At 64.5% G+C, this 16822-nt stretch carries 14 protein-coding genes and 1 pseudogene; 7 read left to right on the plus strand and 8 right to left on the minus strand.

Annotation, left to right across the window (positions count from 1 at the left end):
- Positions 1 to 19: 19 nt before the first annotated feature.
- Positions 20 to 1732 carry a bifunctional diguanylate cyclase/phosphodiesterase gene (locus B0G83_RS33630; protein WP_105511632.1) on the minus strand — a complete coding sequence of 571 codons (1713 nt, stop codon included), beginning with the start codon at positions 1730 to 1732 and terminating at the stop codon, positions 20 to 22.
- A gap of 534 nt (positions 1733 to 2266) precedes the next feature.
- Here B0G83_RS33630 and B0G83_RS33635 point away from each other — a divergent pair.
- A complete protein-coding gene (locus B0G83_RS33635; RefSeq protein WP_105511633.1) occupies positions 2267 to 3187 on the plus strand; it encodes a LysR family transcriptional regulator in 921 nt (306 codons plus the stop codon).
- A 162-nt stretch (positions 3188 to 3349) separates the two neighbouring features.
- Here B0G83_RS33635 and B0G83_RS33640 read toward each other — a convergent pair whose 3' ends face one another.
- From B0G83_RS33640 to B0G83_RS33660, 5 genes and pseudogenes are all read right to left on the minus strand, one after another.
- Positions 3350 to 4534 carry an NAD(P)/FAD-dependent oxidoreductase gene (locus tag B0G83_RS33640; protein WP_105511634.1) on the minus strand — a complete coding sequence of 395 codons (1185 nt, stop codon included), beginning with the start codon at positions 4532 to 4534 and terminating at the stop codon, positions 3350 to 3352.
- On the minus strand, positions 4531 to 4698 hold the full coding sequence (locus B0G83_RS33645) for a rubredoxin (protein WP_105511635.1): 168 nt from the start codon (positions 4696 to 4698) through the stop codon (positions 4531 to 4533). The genes B0G83_RS33640 and B0G83_RS33645 overlap by 4 nt, the downstream gene beginning before the upstream one ends.
- Before the next feature lie 27 nt (positions 4699 to 4725).
- A complete protein-coding gene (locus B0G83_RS33650; protein ID WP_105511636.1) occupies positions 4726 to 5820 on the minus strand; it encodes an aromatic ring-hydroxylating dioxygenase subunit alpha in 1095 nt (364 codons plus the stop codon).
- 161 nt (positions 5821 to 5981) lie between these two features.
- On the minus strand, positions 5982 to 6482 hold the full coding sequence (locus tag B0G83_RS33655; protein WP_105511637.1) for a GAF domain-containing protein: 501 nt from the start codon (positions 6480 to 6482) through the stop codon (positions 5982 to 5984).
- Positions 6483 to 6626: 144 nt separating this feature from the next.
- Positions 6627 to 7052: pseudogene (locus tag B0G83_RS33660) on the minus strand (molybdopterin-binding protein).
- 213 nt (positions 7053 to 7265) lie between these two features.
- Here B0G83_RS33660 and B0G83_RS33665 point away from each other — a divergent pair.
- The 6 genes from B0G83_RS33665 to B0G83_RS33690 all read left to right on the plus strand — a co-directional run bounded on the left by B0G83_RS33665 (position 7266) and on the right by B0G83_RS33690 (position 14910).
- Entirely contained in the window at positions 7266 to 8900 is a 1635-nt protein-coding gene (locus tag B0G83_RS33665; RefSeq protein ID WP_105511638.1) for an SH3 domain-containing C40 family peptidase, read from the plus strand.
- Between the two features lie 179 nt (positions 8901 to 9079).
- Entirely contained in the window at positions 9080 to 9547 is a 468-nt protein-coding gene (locus B0G83_RS33670) for a VOC family protein (protein ID WP_105511639.1), read from the plus strand.
- 617 nt (positions 9548 to 10164) lie between these two features.
- Positions 10165 to 10650 carry a spore coat U domain-containing protein gene (locus tag B0G83_RS33675; protein WP_244146936.1) on the plus strand — a complete coding sequence of 162 codons (486 nt, stop codon included), beginning with the start codon at positions 10165 to 10167 and terminating at the stop codon, positions 10648 to 10650.
- Positions 10651 to 10667: 17 nt separating this feature from the next.
- Positions 10668 to 11402, plus strand: coding sequence for a fimbria/pilus periplasmic chaperone (locus B0G83_RS33680; protein ID WP_105511653.1), 735 nt, complete (start codon positions 10668 to 10670; stop codon positions 11400 to 11402).
- Positions 11403 to 11521: 119 nt separating this feature from the next.
- Positions 11522 to 13957, plus strand: coding sequence for a fimbria/pilus outer membrane usher protein (locus B0G83_RS33685; RefSeq protein ID WP_258168439.1), 2436 nt, complete (start codon positions 11522 to 11524; stop codon positions 13955 to 13957).
- Positions 13954 to 14910 carry a spore coat U domain-containing protein gene (locus B0G83_RS33690; RefSeq protein WP_105511641.1) on the plus strand — a complete coding sequence of 319 codons (957 nt, stop codon included), beginning with the start codon at positions 13954 to 13956 and terminating at the stop codon, positions 14908 to 14910. Before B0G83_RS33685 ends, B0G83_RS33690 begins: the two co-directional genes overlap by 4 nt.
- A gap of 32 nt (positions 14911 to 14942) precedes the next feature.
- Here B0G83_RS33690 and B0G83_RS33695 read toward each other — a convergent pair whose 3' ends face one another.
- Positions 14943 to 15404, minus strand: a complete 462-nt coding sequence (locus B0G83_RS33695) for a hypothetical protein (protein ID WP_146120332.1) — start codon at positions 15402 to 15404, stop codon at positions 14943 to 14945.
- Between the two features lie 75 nt (positions 15405 to 15479).
- Positions 15480 to 16283: a transglutaminase family protein gene (locus tag B0G83_RS33700; RefSeq protein WP_105511643.1), complete on the minus strand. Its 804-nt coding sequence runs from the start codon at positions 16281 to 16283 to the stop codon at positions 15480 to 15482.
- Positions 16284 to 16822 lie beyond the last annotated feature (539 nt).

The raw sequence follows: 16822 nt of genomic DNA on the forward strand, positions 1-16822 counted from the left end.
GGCATGCAGCGCAGACGCGTCAAACCGCGCCCAACGGCTTCAGCAGATTGCACAACGCGGCGACCGTGATGGGCCTTGAAAACCAGAACCCTTGCGCCTCGTCGCAACCCAGCGCTTCGAGTTGCGCGGCCTGCTCCGCCGTCTCGACGCCCTCGGCCGTCACGCGCAACTTGAGCGCGTGCGCCATCGCGATGATGGCACCGACCAGCGCCTCGCATTGGGGATCGGTGTTCATGCGCATCACGAACGAGCGATCGATCTTGAGGCGGTTCAGCGGAAAGCGCGTCAGATACGCGAGACTCGAATAGCCGGTGCCGAAGTCGTCGAGCGCGACTTCCACGCCCAGTTCGCGCAGTGCATGCAGCGTCTCCAGGGCCTGTTCGGTGTCGCCCAGCAGCACGCCTTCGGTGATCTCGACTTCGAGGTAGGAAGGGTCGAGCGCGGCGTCTTCGAGCGCGCTGCGTATCGTCTCAAACAGGTTCTGCCGCTGGAACTGCTGCGGCGATACGTTGACGGCGATTCGCGGCAAGTTGCCCGTCAGGCGCAGCAGTTTGCCGGCGTCACGGCACGCGGTGTGGATCACCCATTCGCCGATTTTTTCGATCAGTCCGGCTTCTTCCGCGACCGGCACGAATTCGACCGGGCTGATCAGCCCACGCTGCGGATGATTCCAGCGCAGCAGCGTCTCGACCTGCGCGATGCGGCCGTTCGACAGCGTGACCTGCGGCTGATACACCAGATGCAGTTGCTGCCCTTCGAGCGCTTCCCGCAGCATCCGCTCGAGTTCGAAACGGCGCGCGGCCTGCCCTTCGAGCGCGGTGGAAAAGCGTCGCACCGCATTGCCATGCACCGCCGACGCCGCCGACAACGCCACGCCCGCGCGACGCATCAGCGTGGGCGCATCGGCGCCGTCGGCCGGATACGCGACGATGCCGATACTCGCGGTAATGTTCAGCGCGGTGCCGCCGCAATCGATCGATTCGGCAATGCGGCCGAGCGCTTCGGTGGCGAAGGTTTCGGCTGCCGCGCCGCTTTCGTTGATCAGCAACGCGAATTGCGTGCCGCCGATCGACGCGATGGTGCCGTCGTTGGGAAACAGCCCGCGCAACCGCTCACCGACGATCTGCAGCACCAGTTCGGCCGCATGCAGGCCGAGCGCGTCGCGCAGCTTGCGCAAATGATCGAGTTCGGCGATCACGACGCTGAAGCCGCTGCCGTTGCGCGCACAGCGCTCGATCATCATTTCGAGGCGTTCGGTGAAGAGCGTCTGATTCGGCAGGCGGGTCACGCCGTCGTGATGCGCGACGTACCAGAGCCGCGCTTCGGACAACGCATAGCGCGTCATGTCGATCGCGATGCCGACGTAGCGGGCCGGTTCGCCGGCGAGCGCCATACCGGTTTGCGCCGATTCCGTGACCAGCGGCGCCAGCGCGAGCACCACGCGAATCGTCGTACCATTGCGCCGCACGCAGGTCCACTCGCCTTCGTAGCGTGCGCCGATCGCCGCCAGCGGCGGCAACTCGGCGCGACGCTTCGCGAGTTCGGCCGGATCGAACACGGATTCGAAGGAGCGCGCGCCGAGCAGTTCGTCGGCGGCGAAACCCGTTAGCTTTTCGAAAGCGGCGTTGACGGTCTCCAACATACCGTCGGCCGTGCAGATGAACATGCCGTAAGGCGCCGACGCGAGCGCGGCGTCGCGCGTGTGCGCATCGGCATAAAGGTGATGTTGCATCGCGCCGGCCTTTGAATTTCCCAGGTGATAAAAGCAAACAAGCGTGTTCTTCGAACGTGGGGCGCAACCGGTCCGGCCTTGCGAAATCGCTGCGGCGTGCGTGCATGAATTTTCGCAGAAGCCGCTGCCGGACGAGCGCCCGGATTAGCCCGAATTGCCCCAGCATCCACTCATGTGCGCCGGCCAACCGTGCGTATGATAGCGGCTTTCCCGCCGCGCTCTCCTCGCGCCGGACGCGGATCGTTCACGCCAATCGTTTCCCTCGGTGTAATCCCCGATTCGCGCACTGCTTCCGCTGTCGTTCAGCCACCTTTCGCGCACGCATCGCACACCTCATACCGCGCCGGCTATGGCCAGGATATTCCATGCGTCATAAGTCAATGCGCATCGGCATTTCACGTCGCTGCACAGGGTGTCGCCGGATTGACGACCGCTATATCCATGGATATATTTTGCTCGCACTTTCCCCGATACAAAGCGCCGTTCCGCCGCATCGATCCGCACGGATCAACACGCCACCGAGTCCCGCATTTCATGTCCAAGGAAGTCATCGACTCGCACTTGCTCAAGGTGCTGCACACGCTACTGACCGAGTCGAGCGTGTCGCGCACCGCGACCTTGCTCGGGCAATCGCAGCCCACCGTCAGCGTGGCGCTGCGCAAACTGCGCGACATGACGGGCGATCCGCTGCTGGTGCGCAGCGGCAGCCGGATGGTGCCGACACCGCACGCACTGACGCTGATCGAACCCGCCGCGCAGGCGTTGAGCAATATCGCGGCGATCCTGCATCCCACCACGTCGTTCAATCCGGCCAACACCAGCCAGACTTTTCGAATCGGCTCGCCCGATTATCTCGACGCGTTCTTCGTGCCCGCCGTGGTCGACGCGTTCCATCGCGAAGCGCCGCACGCCAAGCTCGAATTCCGCCATCTGATGATGGTGGACGGCGGTTACGAACACGGCCTGGAAAGCGGCTTTCTCGATCTGGTGATCGGCAACTGGCGCACGCCGCCCGAGCATCTGCATCTGCAGCCGCTGTGCAAGGACGAACTGGTGTGTCTGCTGCGCAATGGTCATCCGATCAAACCGGGACGACTCAACAAAGCGGTCTATGAAGAAGCCGAGCATCTGGCGGTGACCACCTACAACACGACCGCGTGGGGTACGGTGGATATCGAACTCGCGCGCAACGGTTTATCGCGCACGGTGACGACGACGCTGCCGTACTTCGGCATGGCGCCTTACGTGCTCGCGCGCTCTAATCTGCTGTTCACCACCACCCGCGCGCTCGCCACGCACTACACGAAGCTGCTGCCGCTGCGCATCGAGCCGGTGCCCGGCGAACTGCGCGCGCTGACCTACTATCAACTGTGGCACGATCGCACGCATCGCAGCGTAGCCGCCATCTGGCTGCGCAGGTTGATTGCCAACGTCGCGAAAGATCTGGCTTCCTGATCAAACACAAAAAAAACGCCGCAAGCAGAGCTTGCGGCGCGAACGGGATCAACGGATGCTTTTCAGGTGACAGGCCCTGTAGAACACCAGGCGATCACGAAGTGAGGTCGGTCAGAAGGAAGATTGTTATTGCGTGCTGCGTTAAAAGTGATGAGTTAAACGTCAAGAATTCGGCGGCGGCGCCATCGCTTTGATGAGTGCCGCTTTGCCCTCGACGGACTTGCCGAGCAGCGCGAAGCCCAACGTCCGTTCGCCATCCACCTGCCTGCACACCGCTCGCGCCGCATGCACCGCCGCATCGCCGCCGGCCTCGATCGACCACGCGCCCTCACCTTCGGGCGTGACGACCACCGCGGGACTCGCCGGCGTCTTCACCGTAATCGGCATCACCGGAAACGCCACACGTGTCGGCTCGCCGGCCAGCGTGCGTGCCAGCGCGCGCGCCGCGTGCATGATCGGCAGCACGTACGGCTGCACCTTGCCGTCGATCGCCGCGCAATCGCCGAGCGCGTAAATATCCGGCGCGCTCGTGCGGCACCAGGCATCGGTGCGAATGCCCTGCTCGATCTCGAGTCCGGCCGCCGCGGCCAACGCCGTGCGTGGCGCGAGTCCGATCGCCGAGACCACGAGGTCGGCGTCGATCCGCTCGCCGTCGGCGAAACTCAGGCGGTAACCGTCCGACAGTCGATCGATACGGCTCACGCTACGCCCCGGATGAAAACGGATGCCGCCTCCTTCGAGCGCACGCGCGAAAATCTCGCCCACCTGCCGCGGCAACAGACGCGCCAACGGCGTGGTCGCCGGATCGATCAGATCGACCGCGTAACCGGCGGCGGCCAGGTCGTTCGCGAACTCGCAGCCGATCAAACCCGCGCCGAGAATCGCCACCGAGCGGCAGCGCGTCAGCGCCAGCCTGAACCGTGCGTAGTCGTCGAGATCGTTGATCGACAACACGTCGTCCGCGCCGTCGCCGCCGACCAGCAAGCGACGCGGATCGGCGCCGGTCGCCAGCACGAGCTGGCGGTAACCGACCAGCGCGTTATCCACCAGCAACGTGTGCTCGGCCGGCATGATGCGCTCGACGTTCTGATGCACGCGTATCCACGCGCCCAGTTGCGAGGCCATCGCCAGTGCGTCGAAACTCGCCAGCGCTTGCGGCTCTTTCTTCATTGCCAGCGCGTTCGACAACATCGGCTTCGAATAGAAGCTGCCGTCGTCGCGGCTGATCATCACGATCGGCACGGTGCTGTCGAGCTTGCGCAGTTCGCGCGCCACCGTATAGCCCGCCATGCCGGTACCGACGATCACCACCGGCGCCGCCCCGTTGTCCTGCTGGGCGGCCGTCATGCGACCACCTGCATTTCGAAATCGTGCTTGCCGGTCGCGCAGTCCGGACACAACCAGTCGTCCGGTACGTCTTCCCAGCGCGTGCCCGCCGCAATGCCCGCTTCGGGCAGGCCCAGCGCTTCGTCATAACGAAATCCGCAGATCACGCATTCCCATATTTTCATGACTTCTCTCCCGAATCGCCGCGTGCTTTAGCGCACATACGCCTGGCCGAGACCGATCTCGGCCAAAGCGCGCCGGTAAGCGCCCGACGAACGGTCCGCCAGAATCGGCGCTTCCGCCGCGCGGTCGATCGGCAAATCTTCCGGACGTTGTTGCTCGACGATCGCGCGGTCTTCCTCGAACACCTGACGGTTGAACGCGTAGACGTCCTCGAGCGGCAGATCCTTGTCGAAGTTGCGCACGATCGGCACGAACAGACGCGTCTTGCGCGCCGACACCGGGCTCGCGGCATTCAGGATCGACAGGCGGCCGTTCTCCGGGAAATGCACGGTCAGGCGCGCAAAGAACGGCACGTCCACTTCGAAAATGCGGTGCCACAGATAATCGTCGGGCGCGCGATGCTGCATCGACTTCGGGAAGTTGCTAACGTTGCTCACGTACTCCGCCTTCATGCCGCGTTCGCGTCGTTCGACGGAATACTGCGGCACCACCGGGTTGTGCCGGTCGGCGAAACTGTCGTGGTGAATCCACGCGAAGTGCGCGACGTCGATAAAGCCTTCGGTCTGACGTCCGGCCGACGCGTTGATGTCGATCGACGGCGGCAGGATCTGCTGGAAGTCCGGATCGTTCCAGTACGGAAACGCGGGCAACGCTTCCGTGCCGCCGCCGAGCGACACCCACACGAGTCCATAGGCCTCTTGCGTGGCGTACGTGACGAGTTTCAGGCGATCCGGAATCGGGCCGTCCGTTTGCGACGGAATGTGCTTGCACTTGCCGTCGCTGCCATACGCCAGACCGTGATACGGGCACACGATGTTGCCGTTATCGACCCAGCCCTGGCTCAGCGGCGCGCCGCGATGCGGACAGATGTCGCGTGCGCTCACCAGTTGACCGTTCGAGCGGAACACGACCAGCGGCTCGTCGAGCAGGGTCACGCTGACGGGTTTGTCGGTGACGTCCGCGGCGAACGCGACCGGATGCCAGTAGCGGGCGAGAATCTCCCAGTCGTGGGCGTCGAACGTGCAATTGCGGGGTAACGCGGGGGAGCGCTGAAACGTCAGCGGCTGGGTGGTCGTAGCAGCAGCCGTCGAGGAAGCGCTAGGGGTAGCGATGGCGGAACTCATGCGTGTCTCCAAAACCTGGTGGGGGTTCGTCGCGCCCATGTGAAGTCCTGAGCGCGTGGAGAGAACGATAGCGGGATGAGGTCCGCCGACCCATCCCCTGAAGTGCATCTAGTCTATGTACGAAAGCGCATAGGGTGACCCCCTGCGCCAGGTGAAAAACGTTAGGCGGCGCGCGGCATGGCCGCTTCGATAAACACCGCGCAGAGCGCTTCCATGCCCTTCGCGTCTTCTTCGTCGAAGCGCGCGACCAGCGGGCTGTCCACGTCCCACACGCCGATCAGCGTGCCGTCCGGCGCGATCAGCGGCACGACGACTTCCGAATTCGACGCCGAGTCGCACGCAATGTGGCCGGGGAATTCATGCACGTCGCGCACCACTTGCGTCTGACGGGTTTGCGCGGCGGTGCCGCACACGCCCTTGCCGAGCGGAATACGCACGCACGCGGGCTTGCCCTGAAACGGACCGACGACGAGTTCCTGACCGTCGTGAAAGTAGAAACCGGCCCAGTTCAGATCGCTCAGCGAATGAAACACGAAGGCGGAAAAATTCGCGGCGTTGGCGATCCAGTCGGTTTCGCCGGCGAGCAGCGAACGCGCCTGCGCGACCAGTTCTTCGTAGTGCGCGGCTTTGGGCAAATGGGAGGCGGAGGCAACTTCGAACATGACGGTGTCCGTGACGAAAGCGGGAAGAGGAACAGCAAGGCTGTGCAGTTTAATGCAAGCCGCTGTTTCGTTCACGGGAGGTGGCGCGGTGGGCGGTGCCCTCGTCAATGTCGGCCAGTCGCGAAACCGGCCGACGCGCGGCGCTTACTGATCGACGCCGATAATCACGCTCGACGCCTTGAAGATCGCCGTGGCCGCTTTACCGTTTGCCAGCGCCAGACGATCGACGCTGTCGTTGGTGATAATGGCGGCGATCTGCGCGCCGCCGGCGCTGATCGTCACTTCCGAATTCACCGCGCCCTTCGTCACCGCCGACACCGTTCCGGCGATGCAATTGCGCGCCGACACCTGGTTCTTCGCGACGTCGACCATCACGATCACGGACGACGCCTTGACCAGGGCGAACGCTTTTTTGCCCACTGCGAGGCCGAGCTTGGTCGCGCTGCCGTGCGTGATGATGGCGACGATCTCCAGACCGTCCTAGGTACGCAGCGTGACTTCGTCGTTGACGGCGCCGTGTTTGACTTCGGTGACGTCGCCGGTGAATTGATTGCGTGCGCTGGTTAGCATGTCGTTCTCCTGGTGGTGGGGTCGCGACGATAAGTGTCGAGACCCGATGTGAAGGTGGCGCAGCCGTATTGCGCGGCCGGAAACGTCATGAAAACACGAAAGCGTTATGTATGGTTTTTCACAACGCGGCGGGGACACAACATATCGTTCGCGTCGACCGCTTCGCGGACACCGTATCATCGTGCCCTCGGTCCTTTTTCATCGTCTAAGCTCATGCCCGTCGCCGTCCCGTCCCGCCTTGCCCTCTGGCCGAACAGCTGGTCGACCACCTGCCGCGCCGCCGCGCTGTGCGGCGCGCTGACCGCGCTGGTTGCGCTCGGCGCCTGCAGCAATCCCTCGCAGTCCCGCGACGCCCATGTGCCGCTCGACACCGTCACGCTGTTTCCGATCGCCCACTACGATCAGAACGTCGACCACTGGCTCGAACCGGACAGTCCCGACTACGACAAACCGTTCCTGAGTGCCGCGGACCAGCAGGCTCAAGTCAAGGCGCTCCACGCGCGCTACTTCGGCACCGGCAGCGACGCGCCGTCGCCGTGGAATTCGGCGTTCGTGGCGATGCGGGTCTATCGCCAGCAGGGCGCGGACATTGCCGCGTTGCAACAGCGCAGGCTCGACAAGTTCGACAACACCGGCAAGAGCGGCGCGGCGCTCGGCTACGGCGAGAACTTCCGTCCGCACGACAAGGCGTGGATCGACGCGATCGCGCAAAACGAAAACGTCGCGCAGTTCACGCAGAACGCCGCGTATCGCCCCGAACAGCGCGCGATTGCCACGACCAATCTGATGGTGCGCGAATTGCCGACCATCGACCCGTCGTTCTACGACCATCGCCTGGCCGGCGAAGGCTATCCGTTCGACAACCTGCAGATTTCGGCGGTGCGGCCGGGCACGCCGCTTTACGTGCTGGGCAGCACGGTGGACGGCGCGTGGCGCTACGTGCAGACGCCCGACGTGCAGGGCTGGGTGCGCAGCGACGGGGTCGGCATGACGGACGACCGCTTCGTCGATACATGGCGCGCCGCCGCGACGAAATCGCTGGGCGCGGTGATCGTCGCGTCGGCGCCGGTGCGCGACAACCGCGGCGTGTTCCGCTTCGACGCGCCGGCGGGCACGTTGCTGCCGCTGTTGCCGCCGTTGCCGCTGTTGCCTCGAACGGCGCCTTCGGCAAGTGCCGCAACGGTCGATGCTTCGGCGCCCCGCCAACTCCTCGTGCCCGCCCGCGATGCCGACGGTCAGGCGCTGATCCGCACCGCCACGCTGAACGACACGCAGATCGCGGCCACGCCGCTCGCCGCCACGCCGCGTCATCTGGCCATGCTGATGAAGACGCTGATCGGGCGGCCGTACGGCTGGGGCAATAGCGGGCTCTACAACGATTGTTCGTCGGAACTGCAGAGCATCTTCGCGACCTTCGGCGTGTGGCTGCCGCGTCATTCGTCGACGCAGATGAACGCCGGACGGATGGTCGATCTGTCGGCCGCCACGCCCGCGCAGCGGCTCGACTATCTCGCGCGGCACGGCGTGCCGTTGCGCACGCTGATCTACATCGGCGGGCATGTGATGCTGTACATCGGCAACACGACCCGCAACGGCATCGCGGTGCCGGTGGTCTACCAGGACGTGTGGGGGCTGCGCCCCGCCGACGACAGTCGGCGCGCGGTGATCGGCGGCTCGGTGATCTTGCCGCTGCTCGAACATATTCCGGAAGACGCGACGCTGCAGTCGCTGGCGGCGACGCCGACGTTCCAGGTCAGCATTCTCGGCGCGCCGGCCGGCGCCGCCTCGATACCGGGCGCCTCGGGCACACCGGCCACCTCGCCGGACGAAGACAACCCGGCCGGTTGACGTGGGCAGCCGGCCGGTTCGCGGTCCGCACTGAACCGGGCCGGCCGCTGCACGCTCGTGTAAAAAATATTTTTCCCGGAGTGTCGATTAAGCGGCAGCGCACTAGTCGTACCGTTGAAGGCCTCGCTCAGCGAGCCGGTCTTCCACTCACGAATCCGTTCAACCAAGGAGTCGCCGTCATGTCCAGCACTGCTGTCAAACCGATCCCCGAAGGGATGCACTCGCTTACGCCGTATCTGATCTGCGCCAACGCCGCGGAAGCCATCGCGTTCTACGTGAAAGCCTTCAATGCCGTCGAACAGTTCCGCCTGCCCGGCCCCGGCGGGAAAGTGATGCACGCCTGCCTGAAGATCGGCGACTCGATGCTGATGCTCACCGACGAATGGCCCGAGCACAACACGCTCGGCCCGCTCGCGCTGAAAGGCTCGCCGGTCATGATTCATCACTACGTGACGGATGTCGACGCGAGCTTCAATCAGGCTGTCGAGGCCGGCGCGACCGTCGTCATGCCCGTCACGGATATGTTCTGGGGCGACCGCTACGGTCAGTTGAAGGACCCGTTCGGTCACGGCTGGTCGCTCGCCACCCACACTCAGGACCTGAGCCCGGAACAGATCCAGCAGAACATGGGCGACTGCATGAAGTAACGCGGTACGGCGCGGATAGGGCAGTTAGCGGCGTCGGGCCGACCCTCGGGTCGGCCTTTCCTTTTCTTTGCCCGAAAGACCCGAATCGACTGATCGATCGCGACGCTCGCCGCGGCAATGATTTGCGCGAACGCTAATCACACACGAACGGATAATTAAATGCCCGTTTTAATCGAAGTCGATTTGAGCCAACTCGCATTATTCAATTACCCGATTCGCATAATTTCGAATCATCGCTAACCGCCTTGAATTTCAAGCCGCCATTTGAATTAGGAAAAAATACCACGCCCAGGTATTTTCCCCAGCCTCGCCACGCAGAAACAACTTCCTGCCACACGCCCGGCCTACCACTGCCGTTGACGCACCATTGACCCATTGCCTGAACCGCAAATTCTCACTTAAGCATTTGTATGGCCAAGAAAGTCTGGTGTAGACTCATTTTCAACAATTCGAATGACGTTTTTCATAAAGCAAACACTCAGCGGGGAAATTTCAACCACTCGCCCCCTATCCGGCGACTTGAATTGAAATTGACCGCGCGATAAAACCGGTGTCCTGTCGGCCTGAGAGGTTTCATGATGAAACGAAAACTGCTGTCATCCAGTCTGATCGTCGCAATGATGTTCGGCTTGCCTCTTCAGCTTGCGCGTGCCGCCGTCTATTCGAACGGCACCGCGACCAGCACCTTCACCGTCACGCTCACGCTCGCCGCCAACTGCTCGATCAGCGCGACCCCGCTGAACTTCGGCAGCAACGGCGTGCTTGCCACCGCGATCAACCAGCAGACCACCGTCGCGGTCACCTGCACCAACACCACGCCGTACAACGTCGGCCTCGACGGCGGCACCGTCACCGGTTCGACCGTGACGAGCCGTCTGATGGCCGGCACCGCCACCGGCAACACCGGCACCACGGTCGGCTTCCAGTTGTATCAGGACGCCGGTCACACCACGCTGTGGGGTAACACGCAAGGCACCAACACGGTCAGCGGCACCGGCTCCGGCTCGTCGCAATCCATCACCGTCTACGGCCAGGTGCCGGCGCAGACCACCCCGAAACCGGACACGTATCAGACCACCATCACCGCCACGGTCTACTTTTGACGCGCGGCGTGAGCGCCGTGGGCGCGCCTCGCCGGCTCGTCGCGGCAAGCGCGTTCGCGTGGTGGCTGAGCGCGGTCGTCGTATCGTCCGCGCAGGCCGCGACGCTGCAGATATCGCCGGTCATGGTGGACATGTCGGCGGCCGCCAACGCGACCGGCATCACGCTGAAGAACCCCGGCGAGAAACCGCTGTTCGGTCAGGTGCGGGTGTTCCGCTGGGATCAGGCCGACGGCGAGGACACGCTGACGCCCACGCAGGATCTCGTCGCCAGTCCGCCGCTGATCCAGATAGCCGGCCACGCCGATCAACTGGTGCGGCTGGTGCGTACGAATCCGGCGCCGTCGGCGGCTGAACAGGGCTATCGCGTGTTGATCGACGAGTTGCCCGAGCCCGACGCCGCCCCCACCAGCGGCGTGACGATTCGCCTGCGTTATTCCGTGCCGGTGTTCGTCGAACCGGCGGTCGACATCGGTCAGCCGAAGCTGTCGTGGCATCTGTCGCGCGGCACGCAGAGCTGGATGCTGCGAGTCGACAACGCCGGCCGTAAACGCGCGCAGATCGCCGCCGTGCAACTGATCGACAACGCCGGCAACGCCTACCCGATCAACAAAGGACTGCTCGGCTACGCGCTGGCCGGACGCGAACGGCACTGGCCGGTCGCGCTGCCTGACAACGTCGCGCAGAACGGCCCGCTGAAGGTGCGCGCCTCGGTCAACTCGCTGCCGGCCGAAGCCGCCGTGAAGCTCGACTAGGCACGCGGCGGCCAGCTGCAGCACGCGGCAACCGCGCGACCCGGCGCACGCGAGTCCGGCCACGAGTGCGCGCCAGCCGGAGGGAACAGACACGATGGACCGCCACGCAACCGATGAGAATGACACGACGGCGAATACGTCATGGATGGAAGCCGCATGCCGTCGCGCTCGCGGTCACGCTGCATCTGCTCGGCGCCAGCCGGGCCGACGCGCAGACGCCGCCGGCATTGCAGCAGCCACGGCCGCGGCAGCCGCAAGCGCAGCCGCCGCAGCCGCCGCAGCAACCGGCCACGCCCGGCGCCGCGGCACAGGCCACCCCGGCCGCCGCGGGTGCCGCGCCCGCACGTGACCTGTATCTGGAAGTCATGCTCAACGGCCAACGCACTTCGTTGATCGCGCATTTTCGCGAGGTGGATGGCCGCCTCAGCGCGAGCGCGAAAGACCTGAGCGACATCGGCGTCGCCACCGACAAGCTCGGCGCCGCCGACAGCGCGTCGCTCGAACTCGACCGGATTCCCGGCCTGCAATACCAGTACAACGCCGCCAGCCAGAGCATCGACCTGCAGGTGCCGGACGCGATCCGCAAGCCCTACACGTTCGACACCCGCGAGCTCACGAAAACGCCGGACGCCGCCTCGTCGCGCGGCTTTCTGATCAACTACGACGCGTTCGCGCAAACCGACACCAACGCGCAACTCGCGCTCTGGAGCGAGGAACGCTACTTCGATCCGAACGGCGTGGTGAGCAACACCGGCATTGCGTATCTGTACCGCGATCTGCATCGCTACGTACGCTACGACTCGTCATGGAGCAAGTCGGACCCCGCCAAACTCACCACCACGCAAATCGGCGACACGATTTCCTCGTCGCTCGACTGGAGCCGCTCGATCCGCATCGGCGGCTTCCAGTGGCGCAGCAACTTCGCGCTGCGCCCCGATCTCGTGACGTTTCCGGTGCAGTCGCTGTCGGGCACGGCGGTGGTGCCGTCGGCGGTGGATCTGTACATCAACAACGTGCGCCAATACAGCGGCAATGTGCCGAGCGGACCGTTTATCGTCAACAACGTGCCGGGCATTACCGGCGCGGGCGAAGCGACCGTCATCACGCACGACGCGCTCGGCCGCACCATCGCGACTTCGCTGCCGCTCTATGTGGACACGCGGATGCTGGCGGCGGGTCTGTCGAGCTATTCGTTCGAAGCGGGTTTTCTGCGCCGCAACTACGGCATCGATTCGTTTTCCTACGATCCGCGGCCGGCTGCCAGCGCTACCGCGCGGCGCGGCATCAGCGATTCGCTGACGCTCGAAGGTCACGCGGAAGCGACCGGCGGTCTCGTCAACGCGGGCGCTGGGGCGCTGGTGCGCATGGGCATGGCGGGCGTGATCAACGGTTCGGTGTCGGGCAGCGCCGGCAAGCTGAACGGCACGCAACTGGGGGTCGGCTATCAGCTGATCGAGCCGCGCTTTTCGATCGACGCGCAGACCTTGCGCGCCTACGGCAACTACGGCGACCTCGCCGCGCGCGACGGCACGCCGGTGCCCACCGCCACCGACCGCGTGACGCTAGCGCTGCCCTTCTTCAGCCGGCAGACGCTGTCGCTCAGCTACATTGGGTACCGCTATCCGGGCGTGTCGGCGTCGCGGATCGGTTCGCTGTCGTACACGCTGAGCTTCGGCAATCTGGCCTCGCTCACGTTCAGCACCTACAAGGATTTTCTGCAGCACGACGCGCAAGGCGTGTTCTTGACCGCGAGCTTCGGCCTCGGCAACAACACCTCGATCAACACGAGCGTGGGGCGCCAGAACGGCCAGTCGACCTACAACCTCAACGCGCAGCGGCCGCCCGATTACGCCGGCGGCTGGGGCTGGGGCGTGCAGGCGGGCGGCACGGGCGCGGTGCCGTACCGTCAGGCGCAGACGCAATACCTCGGCAAATACGGCGAAGTGACGGCGGTGGCGCAGGACATCGACCGGCATGCGGGCGCCTCGCTCGACATGACCGGCGCGATCGTGCTGATGGACCATACGGTCCTGCCGGCGCGCCGTATCGACGACGGTTTCGCACTGGTCTCCACCGACGGCGTCGCGGGCGTGCCGGTGCTGCACGAAAACCGCGTGATCGGCACGACCGATCGCAGCGGTCATCTGCTGATTCCCGATCTGAACGCGTACCAGCACAACCAGGTCGCGATCGACAGCATGAATCTGCCCGCCGACGCGCGCATCGCGACCACCTCGATGGATCTGGTGCCGCAAGCCCACGCGGGCGTGCTGGCGACCTTCCGCGTGTCGCGCTACAGCGCGGCTTCGGTGATCCTGCGCGGCGCTGACGGCAAGCTGCTGCCGCCCGGCACGCGCGTGCATCACGTGGAAAGCGGCGGCGATACGATCGTCGGGTATGACGGGCTGACGTTTATCGAGCATCTGGAGCGCGACAATCATCTGGAGGTGGAAGGCACGAACCTGCATTGCAGCGTGGTGTTCACGTACGAGCGCCCCAGCGACGGCTCGCTGCCGACGATCGGACCGTTGACGTGCGGGAATGCGGCGCCATGAAGCGGCTCATCCTCCTCTTCGCGCTGTGCGCCCTGCTCGGCTTTCTGCCGCGCGCCGCCAGTGCGCAAACCTGCACGGCGAGCCCCTCGGCGCTGAGTTTCGGCAACGTCAGCCCGATCGCGCTGAGCGCCGTCAACGCGACCGGCAGCATCACGGTGCAATGCACGTGGCCCTCGGTGACGCTGACGCCGAGCGTGCAGGTCTGCCTGAACATGGGCGGCACGACGCCGCGCTATATGACGAGCGGCGCCAACCAGTTGCAATACAACCTGTATCAGGACGGCGGCTATTCGATTCCGTGGGGGTCGTCGGCACTGGGTACCACGCCGATTTCGCTGATCCTCAACAAACCGCTAACCGACGTCACCGCGTCGGCGACGGTCAATTTCTACGGCCAGGTCAGCAGCAACCAGCCGACCGTGCCGACCACGGGCAACGTCAGCACAGCCTATTCGCAGCTATTGAGTCAGACGTCGCTGAATTACGGTTTTTATCTGCTAATCGGGCCGACCTGCGCGTCGCTGACGACGAGCGGCGGCAGCTTCGCTTTCACGGCCAGCGCCACGGTGATCAACAACTGTCTGATCAGCGCGACCAACATCGCGTTCACGGCGACGGGGGTATTGAGTTCGGCGCTCAGCGCGACGGGCGCGGTGACGGCGCGCTGCACCAATAACGACGCCTACCAGATCACGCTGAATGGCGGCTCGAGCGGCAACGTCTCGGCGCGCAAGATGCAGCGTGCGGGCGGCGGCGGCGCGGTGAATTACCAGCTTTATACCGATGCCGGCCACACGCTGGCCTGGGGCGACGGCACCGGCAGCACGACGGTGGCCACCGGCACGGGCACCGGCAATCCGGTTTCGATTCAGGTTTACGGTCTGGTGCCGGCGCAGAGCACGCCGATGCCCGGCAGCTACAGCGACACGATCACCGCGACGATCAGTTTTTGAGGGGCGCTGCAGCGTCGCGGGCGATGCGTGAGTTAGAAATTGACGGTCCAGACGGTTTGCCGGGCGTCGCGAGCGGCGACGTATTGCACCGGCGGGGCCGCGTTCCGCGCGGCGTTCTGAAGCGAATTCAGAGGTAGGTTCCGCGCCGTGTTGTCGGCCGTATTTTGAGCCGCGTTAGTCAAGCCCGCCGGATCGACTCCGGCTTGCGTGATCTCGAACGGCGCGCCGTGCAGACAGGACACCACCGGCTGGTTCACCGCGCTGATGACCGTGTCCGCGGACTGTACCAGGCAGGTTTCCTGCACGGTAAGGCTGACAGCGATCGCGGCCAGTTCGGCCGGCGCGGCCTGCGAAGCGGGCGCGCTGGGTAAGGCAAGAAGGACGGCCGCGAAGGCGGCGGCCAGATTACGGGAAATCATGCTGTTCCAGAGTCGGCTCGAAGAGCGGGTAAGGTCGAAAGTCAGGTCGAAAGCCAGGTCGAAAGTGGGCGTCAAAAGTCAGCGCCAAAAGCAGATGCACAGCATGTCGGCATTTGACGCGAAAACTTTAGGTCTTTAGCCGCGAACGCGCTAAACCGGCTCGCACACCACCGCGAATTTCAGCAGTTGCGTCGGCCCGAACGCGTTGCTGATGGCGACGTCCGCGGCATCCCGCCCGCGCGCCATCAACACCCGCCCGATGCGCGGCACATTGTTGCGCGGATCGAACGTCTGCCAGCAACCGCCGACGTAGGCCTCGAACCACGCCGCAAAATCCATCGCCGAATACGGCGGCGGCACGCCGACGTCGCTGATATAGCCCGTGCAATAGCGCGCCGGGATGTTCATCGCGCGGCACAGCGCCACGGCCAGATGAGCGAAGTCCCGGCACACGCCCTTGCGCTCCTGCCACGCCTGCCAGGCGGTCTTGGTGGGCCGCGCGAAGTCGTAGCCGAACTCGATGTGCTGGTGCACGTAGTCGCAGATCGCTTCCACGCGCCCTCGCCCCAGCGGCAATTTGCCGAACGTCTGCCACGCGAACTCGGACAGCAGATCCGTTTCGCAGTAACGGCTGCCCAGCAGGAACACCAGCGAATCGTTCGGCAACGCCTCCACCGGATGCTGGTCGGTAAACGGCGGGCGCCGCTCCGGTTCGGACGACACCTCCAGCACGGCGCTGGTCGAGAACGACACCTTGCCCGGCGGCGCCACCAGCCGGCTGCACAGATTGCCGAAGCCGTCGCGATACTGGGTAATCGGCACCGGCGGGTCGACCGTCAGCAGATCCGGACTCAGCACCTCTTTGACGTGCGAAAAGTGGGTGTTCAACATCAACAGCATCGGCGTCGGTTGCACGCACTCATAAACCAGCTCGTAGCCGACGTGCAATTTCATCGTGTTCACACTTGCAAGGAAAGCCGCCGCCTCGGTGGGCGCGAAGCGCCCGGCACGGTTTGAATTTGGAATGAACCACGGCCGCTTGCGGCGTGGTCGGGTGCTGTCGAAAAGGCCAGCGACGACCCGAGCATACACCCGCCATATTGGATAAATAATGTCGCTTTGGCCGCGGCGGCACGCGCGAAAGTTATCAACAGAAACTGTTCGCAAATCTGTGCATAACTATCCGGCAAAATCTGCAAGCTATTGATGCGATTGCCATTTTTACCGTGTCGTCGAAGTTGGGCAGAGGCCTGCCGTGAAGCGGGTTCAATCGTGCGGTTGGCTGGGTGTCGCGTTGCTTGCCTCGCTGGGTTTGGCGGAGTGCGCAGCGGCGTTCGAGGCAGGGTGCGAAGCGTCCTGTGTGTCCTGTGTGTCCTGTGTGTCCTGTGTGTCCTGTGTGTCCTGTGTGTCCTGTGTGTCCTGTGTGTCCTGTGTGTCCTGTGTGTCCTGTGTGTCCTGTGTGTCCTGTGTGTCCTGTGTGTCCTGTGTGTCCT

Source organism: Paraburkholderia sp. BL21I4N1 (assembly GCF_002973525.1).
GTDB lineage: Bacteria > Pseudomonadota > Gammaproteobacteria > Burkholderiales > Burkholderiaceae > Paraburkholderia.

Coding starts and splice junctions, on each gene's coding strand:
- B0G83_RS33630 (WP_105511632.1), bottom strand. CDS start 1,732: ATGCAACATCACCTTTATGCCGATGCGCACACGCGCGACGCCGCGCTC.
- B0G83_RS33635 (WP_105511633.1), top strand. CDS start 2,267: ATGTCCAAGGAAGTCATCGACTCGCACTTGCTCAAGGTGCTGCACACG.
- B0G83_RS33640 (WP_105511634.1), bottom strand. CDS start 4,534: ATGACGGCCGCCCAGCAGGACAACGGGGCGGCGCCGGTGGTGATCGTC.
- B0G83_RS33645 (WP_105511635.1), bottom strand. CDS start 4,698: ATGAAAATATGGGAATGCGTGATCTGCGGATTTCGTTATGACGAAGCG.
- B0G83_RS33650 (WP_105511636.1), bottom strand. CDS start 5,820: ATGAGTTCCGCCATCGCTACCCCTAGCGCTTCCTCGACGGCTGCTGCT.
- B0G83_RS33655 (WP_105511637.1), bottom strand. CDS start 6,482: ATGTTCGAAGTTGCCTCCGCCTCCCATTTGCCCAAAGCCGCGCACTAC.
- B0G83_RS33665 (WP_105511638.1), top strand. CDS start 7,266: ATGCCCGTCGCCGTCCCGTCCCGCCTTGCCCTCTGGCCGAACAGCTGG.
- B0G83_RS33670 (WP_105511639.1), top strand. CDS start 9,080: ATGTCCAGCACTGCTGTCAAACCGATCCCCGAAGGGATGCACTCGCTT.
- B0G83_RS33675 (WP_244146936.1), top strand. CDS start 10,165: ATGATGTTCGGCTTGCCTCTTCAGCTTGCGCGTGCCGCCGTCTATTCG.
- B0G83_RS33685 (WP_258168439.1), top strand. CDS start 11,522: ATGACACGACGGCGAATACGTCATGGATGGAAGCCGCATGCCGTCGCG.
- B0G83_RS33690 (WP_105511641.1), top strand. CDS start 13,954: ATGAAGCGGCTCATCCTCCTCTTCGCGCTGTGCGCCCTGCTCGGCTTT.
- B0G83_RS33700 (WP_105511643.1), bottom strand. CDS start 16,283: ATGAAATTGCACGTCGGCTACGAGCTGGTTTATGAGTGCGTGCAACCG.